The organism is Paraburkholderia sp. 40 (assembly GCF_050434105.1).
In the GTDB taxonomy this organism is placed as follows: Bacteria; Pseudomonadota; Gammaproteobacteria; order Burkholderiales; family Burkholderiaceae; genus Paraburkholderia; species Paraburkholderia tuberum.
The window spans coordinates 2,650,435-2,666,821 of record NZ_JBNPVY010000002.1 but is presented as its reverse complement, the minus strand read 5'-3'; the positions used below and the strand labels follow the sequence as shown (position 1 = coordinate 2,666,821).

Below are 16,387 nucleotides of genomic sequence, written 5' to 3'. Positions count from 1 at the left end.
CAGTGGTTGTCGGAAAGAGTCAACGCCCCGCATCGAGATAAGGCTTCAGCCAGCCAAGCCCCGCCGAGGTCCCCGCGCGCGGCCGGTATTCGCAGCCGATGTAGCCGTCGTAGCCGAGCGCATCGATCAGATTGAACAGGTACGGGTAGTTCAGCTCACCGATGTCGGGCTCGTGCCGCTCGGGCACACCCGCAACCTGGATGTGACCGATGCCGGCCATATCGCGTTTGAGCTTCATCGCGAGATCGCCCTCGACGATCTGGCAGTGATAGCAATCGAACTGCACCTTCAGATTCGGCGCGCCGACTTCGGCGCAGATCGCTTGCGCGTCGTCCTGTCGATTGAGGAAATAGCCGGGCATGTCGCGCGTATTGATCGGCTCGATGACGATCGTGATCTGTTCGGCTTGCGTGGTCCGCGCGGCATAGGCGAGGTTGTTCAGGTACACGTCGCGTTGTGTTTTGCGCTGCGTTTCGCCCGCTTGATCGCCGGCGATCAACCCCGCCATCACATGCAGCTTGCGATTGCCGAGCACGCGCGCGTACTCGAGTGCCGTGTCGATGCCGCGGCGGAACTCGTCCTCACGGCCCGGCAACGACGCAAGGCCGCGCTCGCCGCCACTCCAGTCGCCGGGTGGCGCATTGAACAGCGCCTGCGTGAGGCCATGCGCGTCGAGCCGCGCCTTCAGCTCGCCCGTGCGGAACTCGTAGGGAAACAGGAATTCGACCGCGTTGAAGCCGTCGCGCGCGGCGGCGGCGAAGCGATCGAGGAACGCGTGCTCGTTGTACATCATCGACAGATTGGCGGCGAAGCGAGGCATGGCGGCAGCTCCTTCAAGACAGTGCGATACGGTGCGCGGCGTTCATCGGTCAAGCGCGCTGCTACCAGCGCGCGCCGAACGCGGCACGGAGTTCTTCGATCGCGGCGGCGTCGAGTGGCGCGGGCCGCGGATTCGTCATCAGCCACAGGCGCGCGGTCTCCTCGAGTTCTTCAAGCGCATACGACGCGTGCGCGACCGAGCGCTCCCACACTACCGGCCCCAGACGTTCGAGCAACACCGCGCGCACTCGGTCGGCCAGCGCAGCGATCTGCGCGGCCACTCGGGGATCACCCGGGCGTTGGTAGCGAATCAGCGGTACATGGCCCACTTTCATCACGTAGTACGGTGTGATCGGCGGCAGCACGTCCGCTTCGCTCCATACGCCCGCGAGCGTCAATGCGACCAGATGCGTCGAATGGGTATGGACGATGCCGCGCGCCTCGCCGTTGCGCGCATAGATACCGCGATGCAGCGCCAGCGTTTTCGACGGCTTGCCGCCCGACACCGCGCGGCCGTTTGCGTCGACCTTCGCGATGTCGGCGGGATCGAGGCGGCCGAGGCACGCGTCGGTCGGGGTGATCAGCCAGCCGTCGTCGAGCCGCGCGCTGATGTTGCCGGCGCTGCCGACCGTATAGCCGCGTTGATACAGGCTCGCGCCGACCGCGCAGATTTCCTCGCGAACGCGCGCTTCGGCGCAGGTGTGAAGTGCCGGTGCGTCGCTCATTGCGCGGCTCCGTCGAGATGGCGCAGCGCCTTGTCGAAGAAGTCCGTGGCGCCGAAATTGCCGGATTTCAGCGCGAGTGCGAGCGGTTCCGCTTCGGTCGTCGCCGTGGCCGGCACGCCCGGATCGATCTGCGCGCCGATGCGCAGCATGCGCACGTCGAGCGCCTGCACGACGGCGCCCGAGGTCTCGCCGCCCGCGACGACGAACTTGCGCACACCCCGTTCGCGCAGACCGCGCGCAATCGCCGCCAACGTCTTCTCGACCAGATGCCCGGCCTCGTTGACGCCGAGTTCGCGCTGCACGGCCTGCACTTCGTCCGGCGATGCAGTCGCATAGACCAGCACCGCTTCCGCGTGCACGAAGCGCTGTTGTGCGAACGCGAGCGCCTCGCCGACGACGTCCTCGCCGCGCGCCGCCGCGAGCGGATCGATGCGGAACGCGGGCCGTGTCGCGCACCAGGCGGCGACCTGCGCGTTGGTCGCCGTCGACGCACTGCCCGCGAGCACCGCCGACAAACCTTCTATACGCGGCAATTGCGCGGCATGGGTTTGCTCGCCGAGCAGACCCGCGCGCCGGAAGTTGGCGGGCAGACCAAGCGCGACGCCGGAGCCGCCGGTGATCAGCGCGAGATCCGCGCAGGCCGCGCCGAGCGTGTGCAAATCGGCGTCGGACACCGCATCGGCAATCGCGATGCGCACGCCGTCGGCGCGCAACGCGGCGAATGCGGCACGCACGGCCGCATCGCCTTGCGCGAGCTGGTCGTAACGCACGAGCCCGACCTTCGATTGCGTTTGCCGCCGCAGCACGCGCACGAGGTTCGCGTCGCGCATCGGCGTCAGCGGATGGTTTTCCATGCCCGACTCGTTCAGCAGCGCATCGCCGACGAACAGATGACCGCGAAAAATCGCGCGGCCGTTCTCGGGAAACGCGGGACACGCGATCGTGAACGACGCGCGCTCAGCGAACTCGGTGGACAGCGCATTCAGCAACGCATCGGTCACCGGGCCGATGTTGCCCGCATCGGTCGAATCGAAGGTCGAGCAGTACTTGAAGAAGAATTGCCGGCACCCTTGCGCGCGCAGCCAGGCGAGCGCGGCCAGCGATTGCGCGACCGCGTCGGCGGCCGGGATCGTGCGCGACTTCAGCGCGACGACGAGCGCGTCGGCGCCGAGCGCTTCGTTGGAGGTGGGCACGCCGATCGTCTGCACCGTGCGCATGCCACCGCGCACGAGCATGTTGGCGAGATCGGTGGCGCCGGTGAAGTCGTCGGCGATGCAGCCGAGCAGCGCGGGTTTCGTTTGAGCCGTCATGACCTCTCCCTCGCCTATTGCTTCGTCGGCAATTCGATGCCTGGGAAAATCTTCACGACCGCCGAGTCGTCTTCGCCACCGTGGCCCGCCGTCGACGCCATCATGAACATCTGATGCGCGGCCGCCGAGAGCGGCAGCGGAAACTTCGTGCGACGCGCGGTATCGAGCACGAGGCCGAGGTCCTTGACGAAAATATCGACCGCCGACAGCGGCGCGTAGTCGCCCGCGAGAATATGCGGCACGCGGTTCTCGAACATCCACGAATTGCCCGCGCTGTGCGTGATCACGTCGTACAGCGCGTCCGGGTCGACACCTTCGCGCAGGCCGAGCGCCATTGCCTCGGCGGCCACCGCGATATGCACGCCGGCCAGCAGCTGGTTGATGATCTTCACCTTCGAGCCCGCGCCATGCGTGGCGCCAAGCCGATACACGTTGCCGGCGATCGCGGCGAGCACGTCTTCGCACGCGGCATAAGCGGCCGCGGGACCGGACGTCATCATCGTCATCTCGCCCGACGCCGCGCGCGCCGCGCCGCCCGACACCGGCGCATCGAGCATCTGCAGACCGGCCGCCTCGACGCGCTTGCCGAGATCGCTCGCGAACTCCGGCGCGACCGTGGCACTCGCGATCACGACGCCGCCCGGCTTCATGGCCGCGAGCGCGCCGTGCTCACCGAACAGCACGGCCTCGGTTTGCGCCGCATTCACGACCAGCGTAATCACGACCTCGCATTGCGCGCCGAGCTCCGCGGGCGTCGCACAGCCGATGCCCCCTTCATCGACGAACGCCTGCAGCGCGTCGCGCCGCAAGTCGCACGCGTGGACCCTGAAGCCCGCACGCAACAGCGAGCGCGCAACGCCGAGCCCCATGGCCCCCAAACCAATGACACCGACATTTCTCGACATGCATGACCTCTATGGATGGGTGCCGCATTCGTGGGTTCGCGCGCGTCGGAATCACCGCGCGCCTTCAGCGCGTCAGACGATGCCTGCCTCGGCAAGCCGCCGCGCCGCGTTGTACAGATGCGTCTGGGCGGCATTGCGCGCCGCCATCGGATCGCCGGCGCGAATCGCCGCGGCGATCGCCGCGTGCTCCTCGCGCACCTGCCGCGAGAAGTCCTCGCGCAGCGCCTCGTTGCGGCGCGTGACGACCGTGCCCGCTTCGAGGTACTGATTGAGGAACGTCAGCGTCTTCAGGAAATACGGATTGCCCGTAGCCGCCGCGATCGCGCGATGAAACGCGACGTCTTCGGCGACGCCGTCTTCGCCAGTGCCGACCGCGCGCTCGATGCGCGCGAGCGCGGCGTCGATCGCGGCCATGTCGGCATCGCTGCGGCGCATCGCGGCTTCCGACGCAACCTCCGCCTCGATCGCGCGACGCAGCGCGAGGATCTGCACGACCGAGCCCGGCTCCACGGCTTCCGCGTAGTCGATTCGCAGCGGGCGGATCGCGCCGTGCCCGGCGACGAACACGCCACTGCCCTGGCGCGGCTCGACCACCCCCTCGTTCTTCAGTCGCGACAGCGCCTCGCGAATCACCGTGCGGCTTACGCCGAACTGCTGCGCGAGCACGGCTTCGGTCGGCAGCCTGGCGCCGCGCGCAAAGGTGCCCTTGTCGATCTGCTTCAGCAGTTGCTGCGCGACTGTGTCGCTCAAAGCGCGCGCGGGAATCTTGTCGAACATGGCGGATCGGTTGGACAGGGTGTCGCGAACTAGTCAGGTTATCGGGTCATCATACAAATTTGGAGTAGACATCGTATCCGCGCAAACCCTGGGTTTTTGCACGAATCGGCGTTATTTGGCGAAATAGAAGGCTTAAGCTATCGTCTCGCCTTTGCGCCGCAACGCAAAACGCGGCGCCGCATCGAAACGAACGCGCGTCGCGCGTCCTTCGCGCGCACTCTTCCGAACCCACGATCAAGGTCCATGAGCAAAGCCCTGCCGCCGTCTTCCGTCGCGCCCGCCAACGCCGAACCGGCCCCGGAGAAACCGGGCGACTCGTACGTGCAGTCGTTCGCGCGTGGCCTCGCGGTCATCCGCGCGTTCGACGCGACGCGGCCTGAACAGACGCTCACCGACGTCGCCGCGGCGACTGGCCTCACGCGCGCCGGCGCGCGCCGGATCCTGCTGACGCTGCAAACACTCGGCTATGTGGAAGCCGAGGGACGCCTGTTCCGTCTGACGCCGAAGATTCTCGACCTCGGCTTCGCGTATCTGACCTCGATGCCGTTCTGGAATCTCGCCGAACCGGTGATGGAAAGCCTGTCGGCGCAGGTGCACGAAAGCTGCTCCGCGGCCGTGCTCGATCGCACCGAGATCGTCTACGTGCTGCGGGTGCCGACTCACAAGATCATGACGATCAACCTGTCGATCGGCAGCCGCCTGCCCGCGTACTGCACGTCGATGGGCCGCGTGCTGCTTGCCTCGCTCGACGACGAGACGCTCGACGCGACGCTGAACTCGACGCCGCTCTACGCGCACACGCCGCGCACCGTCACCGACAAGCAAGAGTTGAAGAAGCTGATCGAGCAGGTGCGTCGCCAGGGGTGGGCGATCGTCGATCAGGAGCTCGAAGGCGGCTTGATTTCGCTGTCCGCGCCGATTCGCAATCGCCAGGGCCGCGTGATCGCCGCGATGAACATCAGCGGCAACGCACAGCGCAATTCGGCCAAACAGATGGTGAAGGCGTTCCTGGAACCGCTGCAGCGAGCCGCGCAGACAGTCTCGGAGATGGTCGCGCGGCGCGGCTAATGAACGCTTCGTGGCTCTGGCCGCGCGGTGATGAGCAGCCGGGCGCGCACGCTTCGTGCGCGCCGCGGCGTGTGCATCAAGCGCTCACTGCGCGAGATAGCGCTCCACCAACCGCGCCCAGAACGCCGCGCCGATCGGCAGACTGCGGTCGTTGAAGTCGTAGTGCGGGTTGTGCACCATGCAGCCGTCCTCGCCGACGCCATTGCCAATGCGCAGGAACGTGCCCGGCCGCTTCTGCAGCATGAATGCGAAGTCCTCGCTGCCCATCAGGATGTCGGTCTGCTCGACCACCTTGTCGTCGCCCACCAGTTCGCGCGCGACCTGCACCGCGAAATCCGTTTCTGCATCCGTATTGATGACGACCGGATAGCCTTCGATGTACTCGACGTGCGCTTTGCCGCCATAGCTCGCGGCCTGCGACTCGGCCAGTTCGGTGATGCGCTTCTTCAGCAACGCGCGTACCTCGGGGCTGAACGAGCGCACGCTGAGTTCGAGCCGCGCGCTGCTGGAAATCACGTTGTTCGCGGTGCCCGCGTGCATCGAGCCGACCGTCACCACGGCGGGCTGCGACGGATCGACGTTGCGCGCGACGATCGTTTGCAGCGCCATCACGATGCTCGCGGCGACCACGACCGGATCGACGGTCAGATGCGGACGCGCCGCATGGCCGCCGACGCCTTCGATCGTGATGATCGCCTTGTCGCCCGCCGACATGAACGGTCCCTTGCGGAACAGCAACACGCCCGGCTCGGCTCCCGGATGGTTGTGCAGGCCGAACACGGCGTCGCACGGGAAGCGCTCGAACAGGCCGTCGTTGATCATCTTCAGAGCACCGCTGTCGATGCCGCTTTCCTCGGCCGGCTGGAAATACAAATGCACGGTGCCCGAGAAATTGCGCGTGGCCGCGAGACGTTGCGCGGCGCCGAGCAGGATCGTGGTGTGACCGTCGTGGCCGCACGCGTGCATCTTGCCGTGGGTGCCGCTCGCGTACGGCAGGCCGGTCTGTTCGATGATCGGCAACGCGTCCATGTCCGCGCGAATGCCGATGCTGCGCTTGCCGTCACCCTCTTTCAGCGTGCCGACCACGCCGGTCTTGCCGACCCCACGCGTGACCTGCCAGCCCCACTGTTCGAGTTTTTCCGCGACGAGCGCCGCGGTCTGCACTTCCTCGTACGCGAGTTCCGGATGGTGGTGAATGTGATGGCGAATCTCGCGCAGGCTCGCGGCGGCGGGTTCCAGATCGGACACTTCGGTCAAACGCGGGGTCTCGTTCATAGTTTGTATGGCTCCAGTGAGTAGCCTCGCACTATAGCCACGCTGTTTTGTTCGAATAAGATGCTATTTTTTTCACCCTGATTAACAGGGCTTATATACAGGGTTACCCTTATGAAGCTGCAGCAGTTGCAGGCCTTCGTCGCCGCCGCGCATCACCGCAGTCTGCGCGCCGCCGCGCGTGAGCTTGGCGTCACGCAGCCGGCCGTCACGCATACGATTCGCGAGCTGGAAAGCGCGCTCAACGCCGAGCTGATGGTGCGCAGCGTGCGCGGCATCGAGCTGACCGCGTGCGGGCTCGCGCTGTTGCCGCGCGCCGAGCAGTTGCTCGGCGACATGCGCCGCACGGTCGAGGCCGTCGAGCAGGTGAAGGGTGAACTGGCCGGGAAGGTCAGCGTCGGCACGATGCCGTCGCTCGCGCTGACGGTACTGCCGCATGCGGTGTCGAGCTTTCGCGAGCGGATGCCGCTCGTGAGTCTGCATCTGGAGGAAGTGACGGTGCCCGACGCGCTCGCGCGTCTGCGCAACGGCGCGCTCGATCTCGCGGCGATCCATCACGTTCTGGCATTGGATAACGATCTGGTGCAGGTGCCGCTGTACTCGACGCAGTTCGTCGTCACGATGCGCGCCGGCCATCCGCTCGCGAACGTCACGCGTCTGTCCGAGCTGCTCGATGCCGAGTGGATCGTCACGGTCGGCGCCGATCACTTCCCGCACAGCGTAATGATGGCGATGTTCAGCGCGCACGGCTTGCCGGTACCGAAGCGCTTGCTGCGCGCGCCGTCGTCGTTTGCAGTCACGCTCGGGCTCGTGTCGCAGACCGACGTGATCAGTTGCTTCACGCGGCCGCTTGCGCAGAGGGTCGCGCCGCTCGGCATTCGCGTCGCACAGATCGAAGACGCGCTGCCGAACTACGATCTGAGCATCATCTCGCGACGCGATCTGCTGCCGACGCCAGCCGTGCAGCAGTTCGTCGCATGTTTGCGGCAGGTGACGCGGGAGCGGATGGCAGCGGTGCAGTAAGGCCGCGTGCTTGCGCTACGCGCTCATCTGCTCCTTGAGCACCGTGATCAATGCGTGCCCCGCTTCTTCGAGCGCGCCGGAGTTGTCGATCGTCGTGCAACGCACGCCGGCCGGCAACGCAAACGGCGCGCGCCGCGCGAGCCGCGCCGCGACCTGCTCCGACGATTCGCGCGCCCGCGCGCCGAGCCGGGCTTCGAGAATATGCGGCGCGGCGCTCACGTGCACCACTTCCGCGCGTGGATAGCGCGCGAGCGCATGCTGCAGGTACTGCCGCGAGCCGTTGACGACCACCGTGCAGCCGCGCGCGAGCCACGCATCGAGTTCGATGCCGATGCCATAGCGCAGCGAATGGCTCGACCATTCGAGCGCGAACAGGCCAAGCACCGAGCGCGCGGCGAACTCCTCGACGCTTAGTGCAACATGCACCTCGCCATTGCCGCTCGGCCGCGTGATGTAACGATGCGCGAATACGAGCGGCTCCCCGGCGAGCCGCATGCGCGCGAACTGCAGCAGCGAATCCTTGCCCGCGCCCGACGGCCCCATCACATAGATCAAACGCCCAGTCATTGGCTGCTCACCTCGTCTTGCTGCTCGTCAGTGCGATCGCCAGGTTGCGCGCCGTGGCTGAACGGCAGCGGCTGCCAAAGCACGAACGGCTCGCCCGGCGCCGGCTCGACGAACAGCGCGGCCTGATCGACAGCGAGCGGCCCGAGCGCGGGCGTGCGCTCCCGCCACCATGCGATCAGCGTCGCGCGCTCGTCGGCATCGGCGAGCGAACTGGACAACGTCATATGAAAACGGAACTCGTCGAACACGTACGGATAGCCCCATTGCAACAGCAACGCACGTTGGCGTTCGCTGAGCGGCGCGGCGAGCCGTCGCTCGAGATCGGCCGCCGACGGCCGCGCGCGCAGCCTGTCGAGCGACTGCAGCGCGTTCGACGCGAGCTCGCCAATGCGCGTCTCGCCATCTGCATCGGCCGGTCGCAACGCGACGAAGTCGCCCAGCGTGGCCGCTTCTACCGGCAACGTGAACGGCCGCTGCGCGAGCGCCCAGGCTCGCGCGGCCGCGAGCACGTCGGGCTGCGTGACGCCGGCGCCGAGCCGGAACGGGGCGACCAGCGTGCCATGCCAGCCATAGCGGCGCGGCGCGTCGGTCAACGCGGCGAGCGGGCGCGTCAGGCCTGGCGGCTGCGGCTGCGCGCGGCGCTCGCCGTTGTGCGCATCGCGGCCGAGCCATGTCGAGCCGGCCTGCCACCACGCCGATTCAACCGACGGCGCATAGTACAGCGCAAAGCGCGCTTCGGCACTCCATGCGGGGCCGCTCACAGGTCATGCTCCACGAGCAGTTGCACGCGATCGGCCGCGAAATGCGTGAAGCCGTATTTGACCGGCGTGCCCTGCAGATCGACGTCGACGTTCTCGACCCACAGCACCGGCTGCTGACGGTTGATATTGAGCCGCCGCGCGACTTCCGGCTCGGGCAGCACGCTGCCGATGCGGCTCCACTTGCGCAGATAATCGTCCACGCCGAATTCGGCCAGCGCTTTCGTCGTGCCGCCGAGGCGTTGCACGACTTCCGGCAAATCCGGAAAACGCGCGGCCGGATACCAGCTGCGCGCGAACGTGAGCGGCACGCCGTCCGACGCGTTCAGCGATTCGATGCGATAGACCGCCGCGCCCGCGCGCAGACCCAACGCCTTCGCGACACTGGGCTCGGCCTTCACGCGCGCGGCCGACAGCATCGTGCCCGCGGGCGAGTGGTGTTGTTGACGCAGGTTTTCGGTGAAACGCGTACGGCGGCCGATCGAATAGTCGATCGCGCCGGGCTGCACGAACGTGCCACGCCCCTGCTCGACGCTGACGAGGCCGAGCGCGGCGAGGCCGAGCATCGCGCGGCGCACCGTGTGACGGTTGACGTCGAAGCGCTTCGCCAGCTCACCCTCGCTCGGCAGCCGCCCTTCTTCGCCGAACCCGCTTGCCGTGATCTCTGCGGCGAGAATCTGTTCGATCTGTCTCCAGACGGCCACGCCCGCGCCGCGTTCGAGCGTCGTGGCCGGCGCCGCGCTGTCGTTCGATGTCATGGTGCTGTCATTCCCTTCGGTTCAAATGATCGCCATGACGTGCATTGTAGTGCGCGAGCCGTGATGAAAATATGAATGTCCGCCGCGCACGACAGTCCAGACAACTATGCTTATAAACGTCTAGACGTTTAGATGAATAGATGCTTCAATGCCCACTCGCTGGATCGACAGGAAATCCGATGAGCCCGAGTTCCGTTCCGCCCCATCCACCCTCTCCGCCGTTGCCGGCCGTGTCTTCGGCGGCGCGGCGCGCCTGGATGGCCGTGCTGGCGCGCACGCCGCGCGCCGACCTCGAAGCCGCGCTGCAGCGCGCGCTGCAAGGCCGCGCCACCCCCGCCTACGACTGGCTGCGCCCCCCTGAAATCGGCCTCGCGATGGTGCGCGGGCGCATCGGCGGCAGCGGCGATCCGTTCAATCTCGGCGAAGCCACGGTTACGCGCGCCACGCTGCGTCTGCATGCCAGCGGCGACGCCGAAGCCACCGTCGGCGTGGCCTGCCATCTGGGACGCGACCGCCGTCGCGCCGAACTTGCCGCGCTCGCCGATGCCTTGCTGCAGATGCCCGAGCATCACGACAGCCTGCATCGTCAATTGATCGAACCGTTCGCCGCGCAACAGCAGGCCCGGGGCGCGCAACAGCAACAGGACGTCGCGGCGACGCGCGTCGAATTCTTCACGATGGTGCGAGGCGACTGATGGAACGTTCACCGATTGCGTTGTCCACGCTGACGCCGGGTTTCGCGGACCCGGTCCACGACACCCAGGCCGTGTTTCGCACGCTGCTCGACGCATTGTCGCGGCCCGGCACGATCGGCGTGCTCCGCGACGTGCTGCCCGAGTTGCGCAACACGCCGGTCGAACCCGCCGCGTTTGCCGCACTGCTGACGCTCTGCGACTACGCGACGCCGGTGTGGCTCGCGCAGCCTGATCCCGCGCTCGCGTCGGCGTTGCGTTTTCATACCGGCGCGCCGCTCGTCGATGCGCCCGGCAACGCCGCGTTCGTGTATGTGCACGATGCCGACGCGTTGCCCTCGCTCGAAAGCTTCGCGCCCGGCAGCGCCGAGTCACCGGAACAATCGGCCACGTTGCTGATCCGCGTCGACGCGCTGACGGGCGGCGCAGCGGTCACGCTGAGCGGCCCCGGCATTCTGGATGCCGAAACGATTTCGCCGGCCGGTCTTCCCGCGCGGTTCTGGCAAGAACGCGCAATGCTCGCGCCGCTGTTTCCGTGCGGCATCGACTGTTATCTGGTTTGCGGCCCGCGCGTGATCGGCCTGCCGCGCACAACCGAAGCGAAGGTGAACTGATGTACGTTGCCGTCAAAGGTGGAGAACGCGCGATCGAAGCGTCGTGGCGCCTGCTCGACAAAGCGCGCCGCGGCGATACGCGGATCGCCGAACTGAGCGTCGCGCAGATTCGCGAGCAGTTGCGGCTCGCGGTCGCACGCGTGATGACCGAAGGCTCGGTCTACGACGAGGAGCTTGCGGCGCTCGCAATCAAGCAGGCGGCCGGCGATCTGGTCGAGGCGATTTTCCTGCTGCGCGCGTATCGCACCACGTTGCCGCGCTTCGGCTATACGCGCGCCATCGATACCGAAACGATGCAGGTCGAGCGGCGTATCTCGGCGACGTTCAAGGACCTGCCCGGCGGCCAGTTGCTCGGCGCGACCTATGACTACACGCAGCGTCTGCTCGATTTCGCGTTGCTCGCCGATGGTGATGACGCGCGGCAGGACGTGACGCACGGCAACGCGCCCGTTCCGCAAGAACCGCCAGCGCCAGAATCGATGCCGCGCGTCGTGTCGCTGCTCGACAAGGAAGGCCTGATCGAACAGGAGCGCCCGACACCGGACGGAGCGGAACCCGGCGACCTGTCGCGTGAACCGCTCGCGTTTCCGGCGAGCCGCGCGACGCGTCTGCAAAATCTCGCGCGTGGCGACGAAGGCTTTCTGCTCGCGATGGGCTATGCGACGCAACGCGGCTATGCGCACTCGCATCCGTTCGCGGGCGAGATCCGCTTCGGCACGATCGCGGTCGAGATGGACCTCGACGAACTCGGCGAAGCGGTCGACATCGGCGATATCGACATCACCGAATGCCAGATGATCAACCAGTTCGCGGGCAGCGGCACGGTGCCGCCGACCTTCACGCAGGGCTACGGCCTCGCGTTCGGCCACTCGGAGCGCAAGGCGATGGCGATGGCGCTCGTCGATCGCGCGTTGCGCGCCGAAGAACTCGGCGAGACGCTCGCGTCACCGACGCAGGACATCGAGTTCATGCTGTCGCATAGCGACAACGTCGAGGCGTCGGGCTTCGTGCAGCACCTGAAGCTGCCGCATTACGTCGACTTCCAGGCGGAGCTGGAACTGGTGCGGCGTTTGCGCGCGCAGCATCGCAGCAACGATGAAACAAGCCGCGCCACCGACAAGGAGCAGGCAGCATGAACGCGCCCGACACCGCTGTTGCCAACACCTCATACGACACCGCCGCGCACGGCTACAACTTCGCGTATCTCGACGAGCAGACCAAGCGCATGCTGCGCCGCGCGCTGCTGAAGGCAGTCGCCGTGCCGGGCTACCAGGTGCCGTTCGCGTCGCGCGAAATGCCGCTGCCGTATGGCTGGGGCACCGGCGGCATCCAGGTGACGGCCGCGATCATCGGCAAGACGGACACGCTGAAGGTCATCGATCAGGGCTCCGACGAAACCACCAACGCCGTCAACATCCGCCGCTTCTTCGCGCGCACCACGAGTGTGGCGACCACGCGGCACACGAGCGAAGCGACAATCATCCAGACGCGGCACCGGATTCCCGAAACGCCGCTGACCGAGCGGCAGATCCTCGTCTATCAGGTGCCGATGCCCGAGCCGTTGTACCGGCTCGAGCCGCGCGTCGCCGAATGCAAGAAGCTGCATGGGCTCGCCGATTACGGGCTGATCAGCGTGAAACTGTACGAGGACATCGTGCATCACGGCAGCATCGCGACCACGTACGACTACCCGGTGATCGTCAATCATCGCTATCTGAGCTCGCCGTCGCCGATCCCGAAGTTCGACAATCCGAAGATGCATATGAACGCCGCGCTGCAACTGTTCGGCGCGGGCCGCGAGCGCCGCATTCACGCGATTCCGCCTTATACGCCGGTGCGCAGCCTCGACTTCGACGATCATCCGTTCGAAGTTCAGAAGTGGCAGCACGCGTGTGCGCTGTGCGGATCGAAGGAAAGCTTTCTCGACGAGATGATCGTCGACGATGCGGGCACGCGCATGTTCGTGTGCTCGGACAGCGACTACTGTCACGGGCGGCGCGGCGACGCCGACGGCGCTATCGAAGCGCAAGCGCCGCTGCCCCACGCCACGCGCGAAGGAGAATCCGCATGACGCCGCTTCTGAGCGCACGCGCGCTCACCAAACAATATGGCGGCCGCAACGGTTGCCGCAACGTGAGTTTCGATCTGTATCCGGGCGAAGTGCTGTGCATCGTCGGTGAATCGGGTTCGGGCAAGACCACGCTGCTCAACACGCTGGCGCTGAAGACCGAGGCCGATAGCGGCTCGCTGCACTACACCGCGTCGCATGGCGACTCGCTCGATCTGCGCGCGCTGTCCGAGCCGCGCCGCCGTCTGTTGACGCGCACCGAGTGGGGCTTCGTGCAGCAGAATCCGCGCGATGGCCTGCGCGGCGGCGTATCGGCCGGCGCCAACATCGGCGAGCCGTTGATGGCGGTCGGCGCGCGCCACTACGGCGAGATTCGCCGCACAGCCACACAATGGATGGAGCGCGTCGAGCTCGACCCCACTCGCATCGACGAATTCCCCGCCGCGTTTTCGGGCGGTATGCAGCAACGTCTGCAGATCGCGCGCAATCTCGTCACCGGTCCGCGTCTGGTGTTCATGGACGAACCGACCGCCGGTCTCGACGTGTCCGTGCAGGCGCGTCTGCTCGATTTGCTGCGCACGCTGAGTTCGACGCTGCATCTGTCGGTGCTGATCGTCACGCACGATATCGGCGTCGCGCGTCTGCTCGCGCATCGGCTGATGGTGATGCAGGCGGGCGAAGTCGTCGAGGCGGGTCTGACCGATCAGGTGCTCGACGATCCGCAGCACCCGTATACGCAAACGCTGGTTTCCTCGGTTCTGCCGGTTTGAGGCTCACGATGCAATCCACTGAGGTAGTCATTGACGCAGGCAGCGATGCACGCCACGGCGAGCGCGCTTTCGCCGACAACGCGGCGCTGATGCTGCGCGCCATCGGCATCGGCAAGACTTTCACGCTGCACGGCCAGGGCGGTGTGCGGATCGACGCGCTCGCGAACGTGTCGCTCGAGGTCGAGCGCGGCGAATGCGTGGTGCTGGTCGGGCCGTCGGGTGCGGGCAAGAGCACGCTGCTGCGCTGTCTGTACGGCAACTATCTGGCGAGCAGCGGCTCGATTGCGATTCGCGACACCAGCGATCAGGGTCGGCCCATTGCAATCACCCGTGCCGAACCGCGTGACGTGCTGCGGCTGCGCCGTCGCGTGGTCGGCTATGTGAGCCAGTTTTTGCGCGTGATCCCGCGCGTGCCGACGCTTGCGCTCGTCGCCGAGCCGCTGGTCTTGCACGGCGTCGCCGAACCTGAAGCCAGCGCGCGCGCCGCTGAATTGCTCGCGCGGCTGAACGTGCCGGAACGTCTGTGGTCCCTCGCGCCCGCGACGTTTTCGGGCGGCGAGCAGCAACGCGTGAACATCGCGCGAGGTTTGATCGCCGAACATCCGCTGCTGCTGCTCGACGAACCGACCGCTTCGCTCGATGCGGAAAATCGCGACGTTGTGGCCGATCTGATCGTCGAGGCGCGCGAGCGCGGCGCGGCGATCGTTGGTATCTTTCACGACGAAGAGACCCGCAACAAGGTCGCGACGCGCCGCCTGGAACTGCGGCCGCCGCTGCGGCACTAAATTGACACCAGTCCCGACTGACTACGGAGCAAGTCGATGTTGATCAGCAACGCTCGCATCGTGACGCGAGACGAAGAATTCATTGGCACCGTGCGCGTGGAAGACGGCGTGATTCGCGACGTCGAACGCGGCGCGGGTTTGGCGCGCGACGCCGAAGACTGGGACGGCGATTATCTGCTGCCCGGTCTGATCGAACTGCATACGGACAACCTCGAGAAGCACCTCGTGCCGCGTCCCGGCGTCGAATGGAATACCGATGCGGCCTTCGTGATCCACGACGCGCAGGTCGCCGCAGCCGGCATCACGACGGTATTCGACGCGCTCGCCATCGGCTCGCGCTCGAGCGTTGGGCTGCGTAACCGCGATGTGCAAACGCAATGCGCCGATTCGCTGCTGCGGCTGTCCACGCGTCGACTGCTGCGCGCCGAGCACTTTCTGCATCTGCGCTGCGAGATCGCGACCGCCGACGTGCTCGAGGTATTCGATTCGCTGTGCGCGCATCCGCTGCTGCGGCTCGCGTCGGTGATGGACCATACGCCGGGCCAGCGCCAATGGCACGACCGCGAGCAATGGCGCCGCTTCCAGGAGCGCAACGGCAAGATGAGCGACGAGCGTGTCGCGAGCACGCTCGCCGAACTCGCGGTCGAACAGGAGCGTTACGCGGATGAGCACCGCCGAGAGATCGTCGCGCGTTGCCGGCGGCTCGGCATTCCGGTCGCGAGCCACGACGACACGCTGATCGAGCACGTCGAACAGGCGAAGGCCGAGGGCATCGTGCTCGCCGAATTCCCGACCACGCGGATCGCCGCGCAAGCCGCGCGCGAGCATGGCATCGCGACGATCATGGGCGCGCCGAACATCGTGCGGGGCGGCTCGCATTCGGGCAACGTGTCGGCGCTCGAACTCGCGCGCGCGGACCTGCTCGACATCCTGTCGTCGGATTACGTGCCGTCGAGCTTGCTGACCGCGGTGTTCGATCTCGTCGAAAAAGCGGGCTGGTCGCTGCCGCGCGCGATGGCAACGGTCTCGGCCGAGCCGGCGCGCACCGCCGGTCTCACGGACCGCGGCGCGATCGAGCCCGGCCTGCGCGCCGATCTCGTGCGCGTGACGATGCTCGACAAGCTGCCGGTGCCGCGCGCGACTTATCGCGCAGGGGTGCGGATCGTTTGAGTGGGCTGGTGGAGCGCGCCTGCGTCTCAGGTCGACAACGGCATACGCTCCGGCTCGTCGGCCCCGAACCACGCGGGATTGCGCTCGGCGATGGGGCCGAGCGACACGAAGATTTCGCGCAGATGGCGGCGCATCGCTTCTTCTGCGGCGCTCGGGTAGTGCGCGCGCAGTCCCGCCAGAATTTTCGCGTGCTGACGAATCAGCAGATCGAGCGGCGACACCTCGGGCAGGCTCAGATAGCGCACGCGGTCCAGCTCAGAACGACGCTCGATCACGCGTTGCTACTGTTGCAGCAAGAAGGCGCTC

Annotated in this window: 18 protein-coding genes and 1 pseudogene; 9 read left to right on the top strand and 10 right to left on the bottom strand. The window is 66.8% G+C overall.

Annotated elements, in window-relative coordinates; translation table 11 throughout:
• Positions 1-19: 19 nt before the first annotated feature.
• The 5 genes from otnI to OKW28_RS13630 all read right to left on the bottom strand — a co-directional run bounded on the left by otnI (position 20) and on the right by OKW28_RS13630 (position 4,536).
• Positions 20-820 (bottom strand): 2-oxo-tetronate isomerase, encoded by an 801-nt coding sequence (gene otnI, locus OKW28_RS13650; protein WP_429446280.1) that lies wholly within the window; start codon positions 818-820, stop codon positions 20-22.
• Positions 821-881: 61 nt separating this feature from the next.
• Positions 882-1,544 carry an aldolase gene (locus tag OKW28_RS13645; RefSeq protein ID WP_429446278.1) on the bottom strand — a complete coding sequence of 221 codons (663 nt, stop codon included), beginning with the start codon at positions 1,542-1,544 and terminating at the stop codon, positions 882-884.
• Positions 1,541-2,854 carry a 3-oxo-tetronate kinase gene (otnK, locus tag OKW28_RS13640; protein ID WP_429446276.1) on the bottom strand — a complete coding sequence of 438 codons (1,314 nt, stop codon included), beginning with the start codon at positions 2,852-2,854 and terminating at the stop codon, positions 1,541-1,543. The genes OKW28_RS13645 and otnK overlap by 4 nt, the downstream gene beginning before the upstream one ends.
• Positions 2,855-2,868: 14 nt before the next feature.
• Positions 2,869-3,759, bottom strand: coding sequence for an L-threonate dehydrogenase (gene ltnD / locus OKW28_RS13635; protein ID WP_429446274.1), 891 nt, complete (start codon positions 3,757-3,759; stop codon positions 2,869-2,871).
• Positions 3,760-3,831: 72 nt separating this feature from the next.
• On the bottom strand, positions 3,832-4,536 hold the full coding sequence (locus OKW28_RS13630) for a FadR/GntR family transcriptional regulator (protein WP_018424812.1): 705 nt from the start codon (positions 4,534-4,536) through the stop codon (positions 3,832-3,834).
• A 243-nt stretch (positions 4,537-4,779) separates the two neighbouring features.
• On the opposite strand from OKW28_RS13630, the gene OKW28_RS13625 reads away from it, so the two are divergent.
• Positions 4,780-5,604: an IclR family transcriptional regulator gene (locus OKW28_RS13625; RefSeq protein WP_018424811.1), complete on the top strand. Its 825-nt coding sequence runs from the start codon at positions 4,780-4,782 to the stop codon at positions 5,602-5,604.
• Between the two features lie 84 nt (positions 5,605-5,688).
• On the opposite strand, the gene OKW28_RS13620 is transcribed toward OKW28_RS13625, so the two are convergent.
• Positions 5,689-6,879 carry a M20 aminoacylase family protein gene (locus tag OKW28_RS13620; protein WP_429446272.1) on the bottom strand — a complete coding sequence of 397 codons (1,191 nt, stop codon included), beginning with the start codon at positions 6,877-6,879 and terminating at the stop codon, positions 5,689-5,691.
• 111 nt (positions 6,880-6,990) lie between these two features.
• Between OKW28_RS13620 and OKW28_RS13615 the strand changes: the two genes are divergently transcribed.
• Complete coding sequence (locus tag OKW28_RS13615) at positions 6,991-7,899, top strand: LysR family transcriptional regulator (protein ID WP_429446271.1); 909 nt, start codon at positions 6,991-6,993, stop codon at positions 7,897-7,899.
• Between the two features lie 15 nt (positions 7,900-7,914).
• Here the strand turns inward: OKW28_RS13615 and phnN are convergent, their stop codons facing one another.
• The 3 genes from phnN to phnF are packed head-to-tail and all read right to left on the bottom strand — an operon-like array spanning position 7,915 to position 9,982.
• Entirely contained in the window at positions 7,915-8,466 is a 552-nt protein-coding gene (gene phnN / locus OKW28_RS13610) for a phosphonate metabolism protein/1,5-bisphosphokinase (PRPP-forming) PhnN (protein WP_429446269.1), read from the bottom strand.
• The gene (locus OKW28_RS13605) at positions 8,463-9,227 is read right to left on the bottom strand and encodes a DUF1045 domain-containing protein (protein ID WP_429446268.1); all 765 of its coding nucleotides are present in this window, start codon (positions 9,225-9,227) and stop codon (positions 8,463-8,465) included. The genes phnN and OKW28_RS13605 overlap by 4 nt, the downstream gene beginning before the upstream one ends.
• On the bottom strand, positions 9,224-9,982 hold the full coding sequence (gene phnF, locus OKW28_RS13600) for a phosphonate metabolism transcriptional regulator PhnF (protein WP_018424806.1): 759 nt from the start codon (positions 9,980-9,982) through the stop codon (positions 9,224-9,226). The genes OKW28_RS13605 and phnF overlap by 4 nt, the downstream gene beginning before the upstream one ends.
• Positions 9,983-10,161: 179 nt before the next feature.
• On the opposite strand from phnF, the gene phnG reads away from it, so the two are divergent.
• The 7 genes from phnG to OKW28_RS13565 are packed head-to-tail and all read left to right on the top strand — an operon-like array spanning position 10,162 to position 16,081.
• Positions 10,162-10,677 carry a phosphonate C-P lyase system protein PhnG gene (gene phnG, locus OKW28_RS13595; RefSeq protein ID WP_429446267.1) on the top strand — a complete coding sequence of 172 codons (516 nt, stop codon included), beginning with the start codon at positions 10,162-10,164 and terminating at the stop codon, positions 10,675-10,677.
• A complete protein-coding gene (gene phnH / locus OKW28_RS13590; RefSeq protein ID WP_429446266.1) occupies positions 10,677-11,288 on the top strand; it encodes a phosphonate C-P lyase system protein PhnH in 612 nt (203 codons plus the stop codon). Before phnG ends, phnH begins: the two co-directional genes overlap by 1 nt.
• Positions 11,288-12,424 (top strand): carbon-phosphorus lyase complex subunit PhnI, encoded by a 1,137-nt coding sequence (locus OKW28_RS13585; RefSeq protein ID WP_429446264.1) that lies wholly within the window; start codon positions 11,288-11,290, stop codon positions 12,422-12,424. Before phnH ends, OKW28_RS13585 begins: the two co-directional genes overlap by 1 nt.
• Positions 12,421-13,359 carry an alpha-D-ribose 1-methylphosphonate 5-phosphate C-P-lyase PhnJ gene (locus OKW28_RS13580; protein WP_429446262.1) on the top strand — a complete coding sequence of 313 codons (939 nt, stop codon included), beginning with the start codon at positions 12,421-12,423 and terminating at the stop codon, positions 13,357-13,359. The genes OKW28_RS13585 and OKW28_RS13580 overlap by 4 nt, the downstream gene beginning before the upstream one ends.
• On the top strand, positions 13,356-14,126 hold the full coding sequence (gene phnK / locus OKW28_RS13575) for a phosphonate C-P lyase system protein PhnK (RefSeq protein ID WP_429446261.1): 771 nt from the start codon (positions 13,356-13,358) through the stop codon (positions 14,124-14,126). The genes OKW28_RS13580 and phnK overlap by 4 nt, the downstream gene beginning before the upstream one ends.
• 8 nt (positions 14,127-14,134) lie before the next feature.
• Positions 14,135-14,911 (top strand): phosphonate C-P lyase system protein PhnL, encoded by a 777-nt coding sequence (phnL, locus tag OKW28_RS13570; RefSeq protein ID WP_429446259.1) that lies wholly within the window; start codon positions 14,135-14,137, stop codon positions 14,909-14,911.
• A 36-nt stretch (positions 14,912-14,947) separates the two neighbouring features.
• The gene (locus OKW28_RS13565) at positions 14,948-16,081 is read left to right on the top strand and encodes an alpha-D-ribose 1-methylphosphonate 5-triphosphate diphosphatase (RefSeq protein ID WP_429354154.1); all 1,134 of its coding nucleotides are present in this window, start codon (positions 14,948-14,950) and stop codon (positions 16,079-16,081) included.
• 26 nt (positions 16,082-16,107) lie between these two features.
• Here OKW28_RS13565 and OKW28_RS13560 read toward each other — a convergent pair.
• Positions 16,108-16,344, bottom strand: a pseudogene (locus OKW28_RS13560) (FCD domain-containing protein); the annotation flags it as partial.
• Positions 16,345-16,387: the final 43 nt, after the last annotated feature.

Coding starts and splice junctions, on each gene's coding strand:
- otnI (WP_429446280.1), bottom strand. CDS start 820: ATGCCTCGCTTCGCCGCCAATCTGTCGATGATGTACAACGAGCACGCG.
- OKW28_RS13645 (WP_429446278.1), bottom strand. CDS start 1,544: ATGAGCGACGCACCGGCACTTCACACCTGCGCCGAAGCGCGCGTTCGC.
- otnK (WP_429446276.1), bottom strand. CDS start 2,854: ATGACGGCTCAAACGAAACCCGCGCTGCTCGGCTGCATCGCCGACGAC.
- ltnD (WP_429446274.1), bottom strand. CDS start 3,759: ATGTCGAGAAATGTCGGTGTCATTGGTTTGGGGGCCATGGGGCTCGGC.
- OKW28_RS13630 (WP_018424812.1), bottom strand. CDS start 4,536: ATGTTCGACAAGATTCCCGCGCGCGCTTTGAGCGACACAGTCGCGCAG.
- OKW28_RS13625 (WP_018424811.1), top strand. CDS start 4,780: ATGAGCAAAGCCCTGCCGCCGTCTTCCGTCGCGCCCGCCAACGCCGAA.
- OKW28_RS13620 (WP_429446272.1), bottom strand. CDS start 6,879: ATGAACGAGACCCCGCGTTTGACCGAAGTGTCCGATCTGGAACCCGCC.
- OKW28_RS13615 (WP_429446271.1), top strand. CDS start 6,991: ATGAAGCTGCAGCAGTTGCAGGCCTTCGTCGCCGCCGCGCATCACCGC.
- phnN (WP_429446269.1), bottom strand. CDS start 8,466: ATGACTGGGCGTTTGATCTATGTGATGGGGCCGTCGGGCGCGGGCAAG.
- phnF (WP_018424806.1), bottom strand. CDS start 9,982: ATGACATCGAACGACAGCGCGGCGCCGGCCACGACGCTCGAACGCGGC.
- phnG (WP_429446267.1), top strand. CDS start 10,162: ATGAGCCCGAGTTCCGTTCCGCCCCATCCACCCTCTCCGCCGTTGCCG.
- phnH (WP_429446266.1), top strand. CDS start 10,677: ATGGAACGTTCACCGATTGCGTTGTCCACGCTGACGCCGGGTTTCGCG.
- OKW28_RS13585 (WP_429446264.1), top strand. CDS start 11,288: ATGTACGTTGCCGTCAAAGGTGGAGAACGCGCGATCGAAGCGTCGTGG.
- OKW28_RS13580 (WP_429446262.1), top strand. CDS start 12,421: ATGAACGCGCCCGACACCGCTGTTGCCAACACCTCATACGACACCGCC.
- phnK (WP_429446261.1), top strand. CDS start 13,356: ATGACGCCGCTTCTGAGCGCACGCGCGCTCACCAAACAATATGGCGGC.
- phnL (WP_429446259.1), top strand. CDS start 14,135: ATGCAATCCACTGAGGTAGTCATTGACGCAGGCAGCGATGCACGCCAC.
- OKW28_RS13565 (WP_429354154.1), top strand. CDS start 14,948: ATGTTGATCAGCAACGCTCGCATCGTGACGCGAGACGAAGAATTCATT.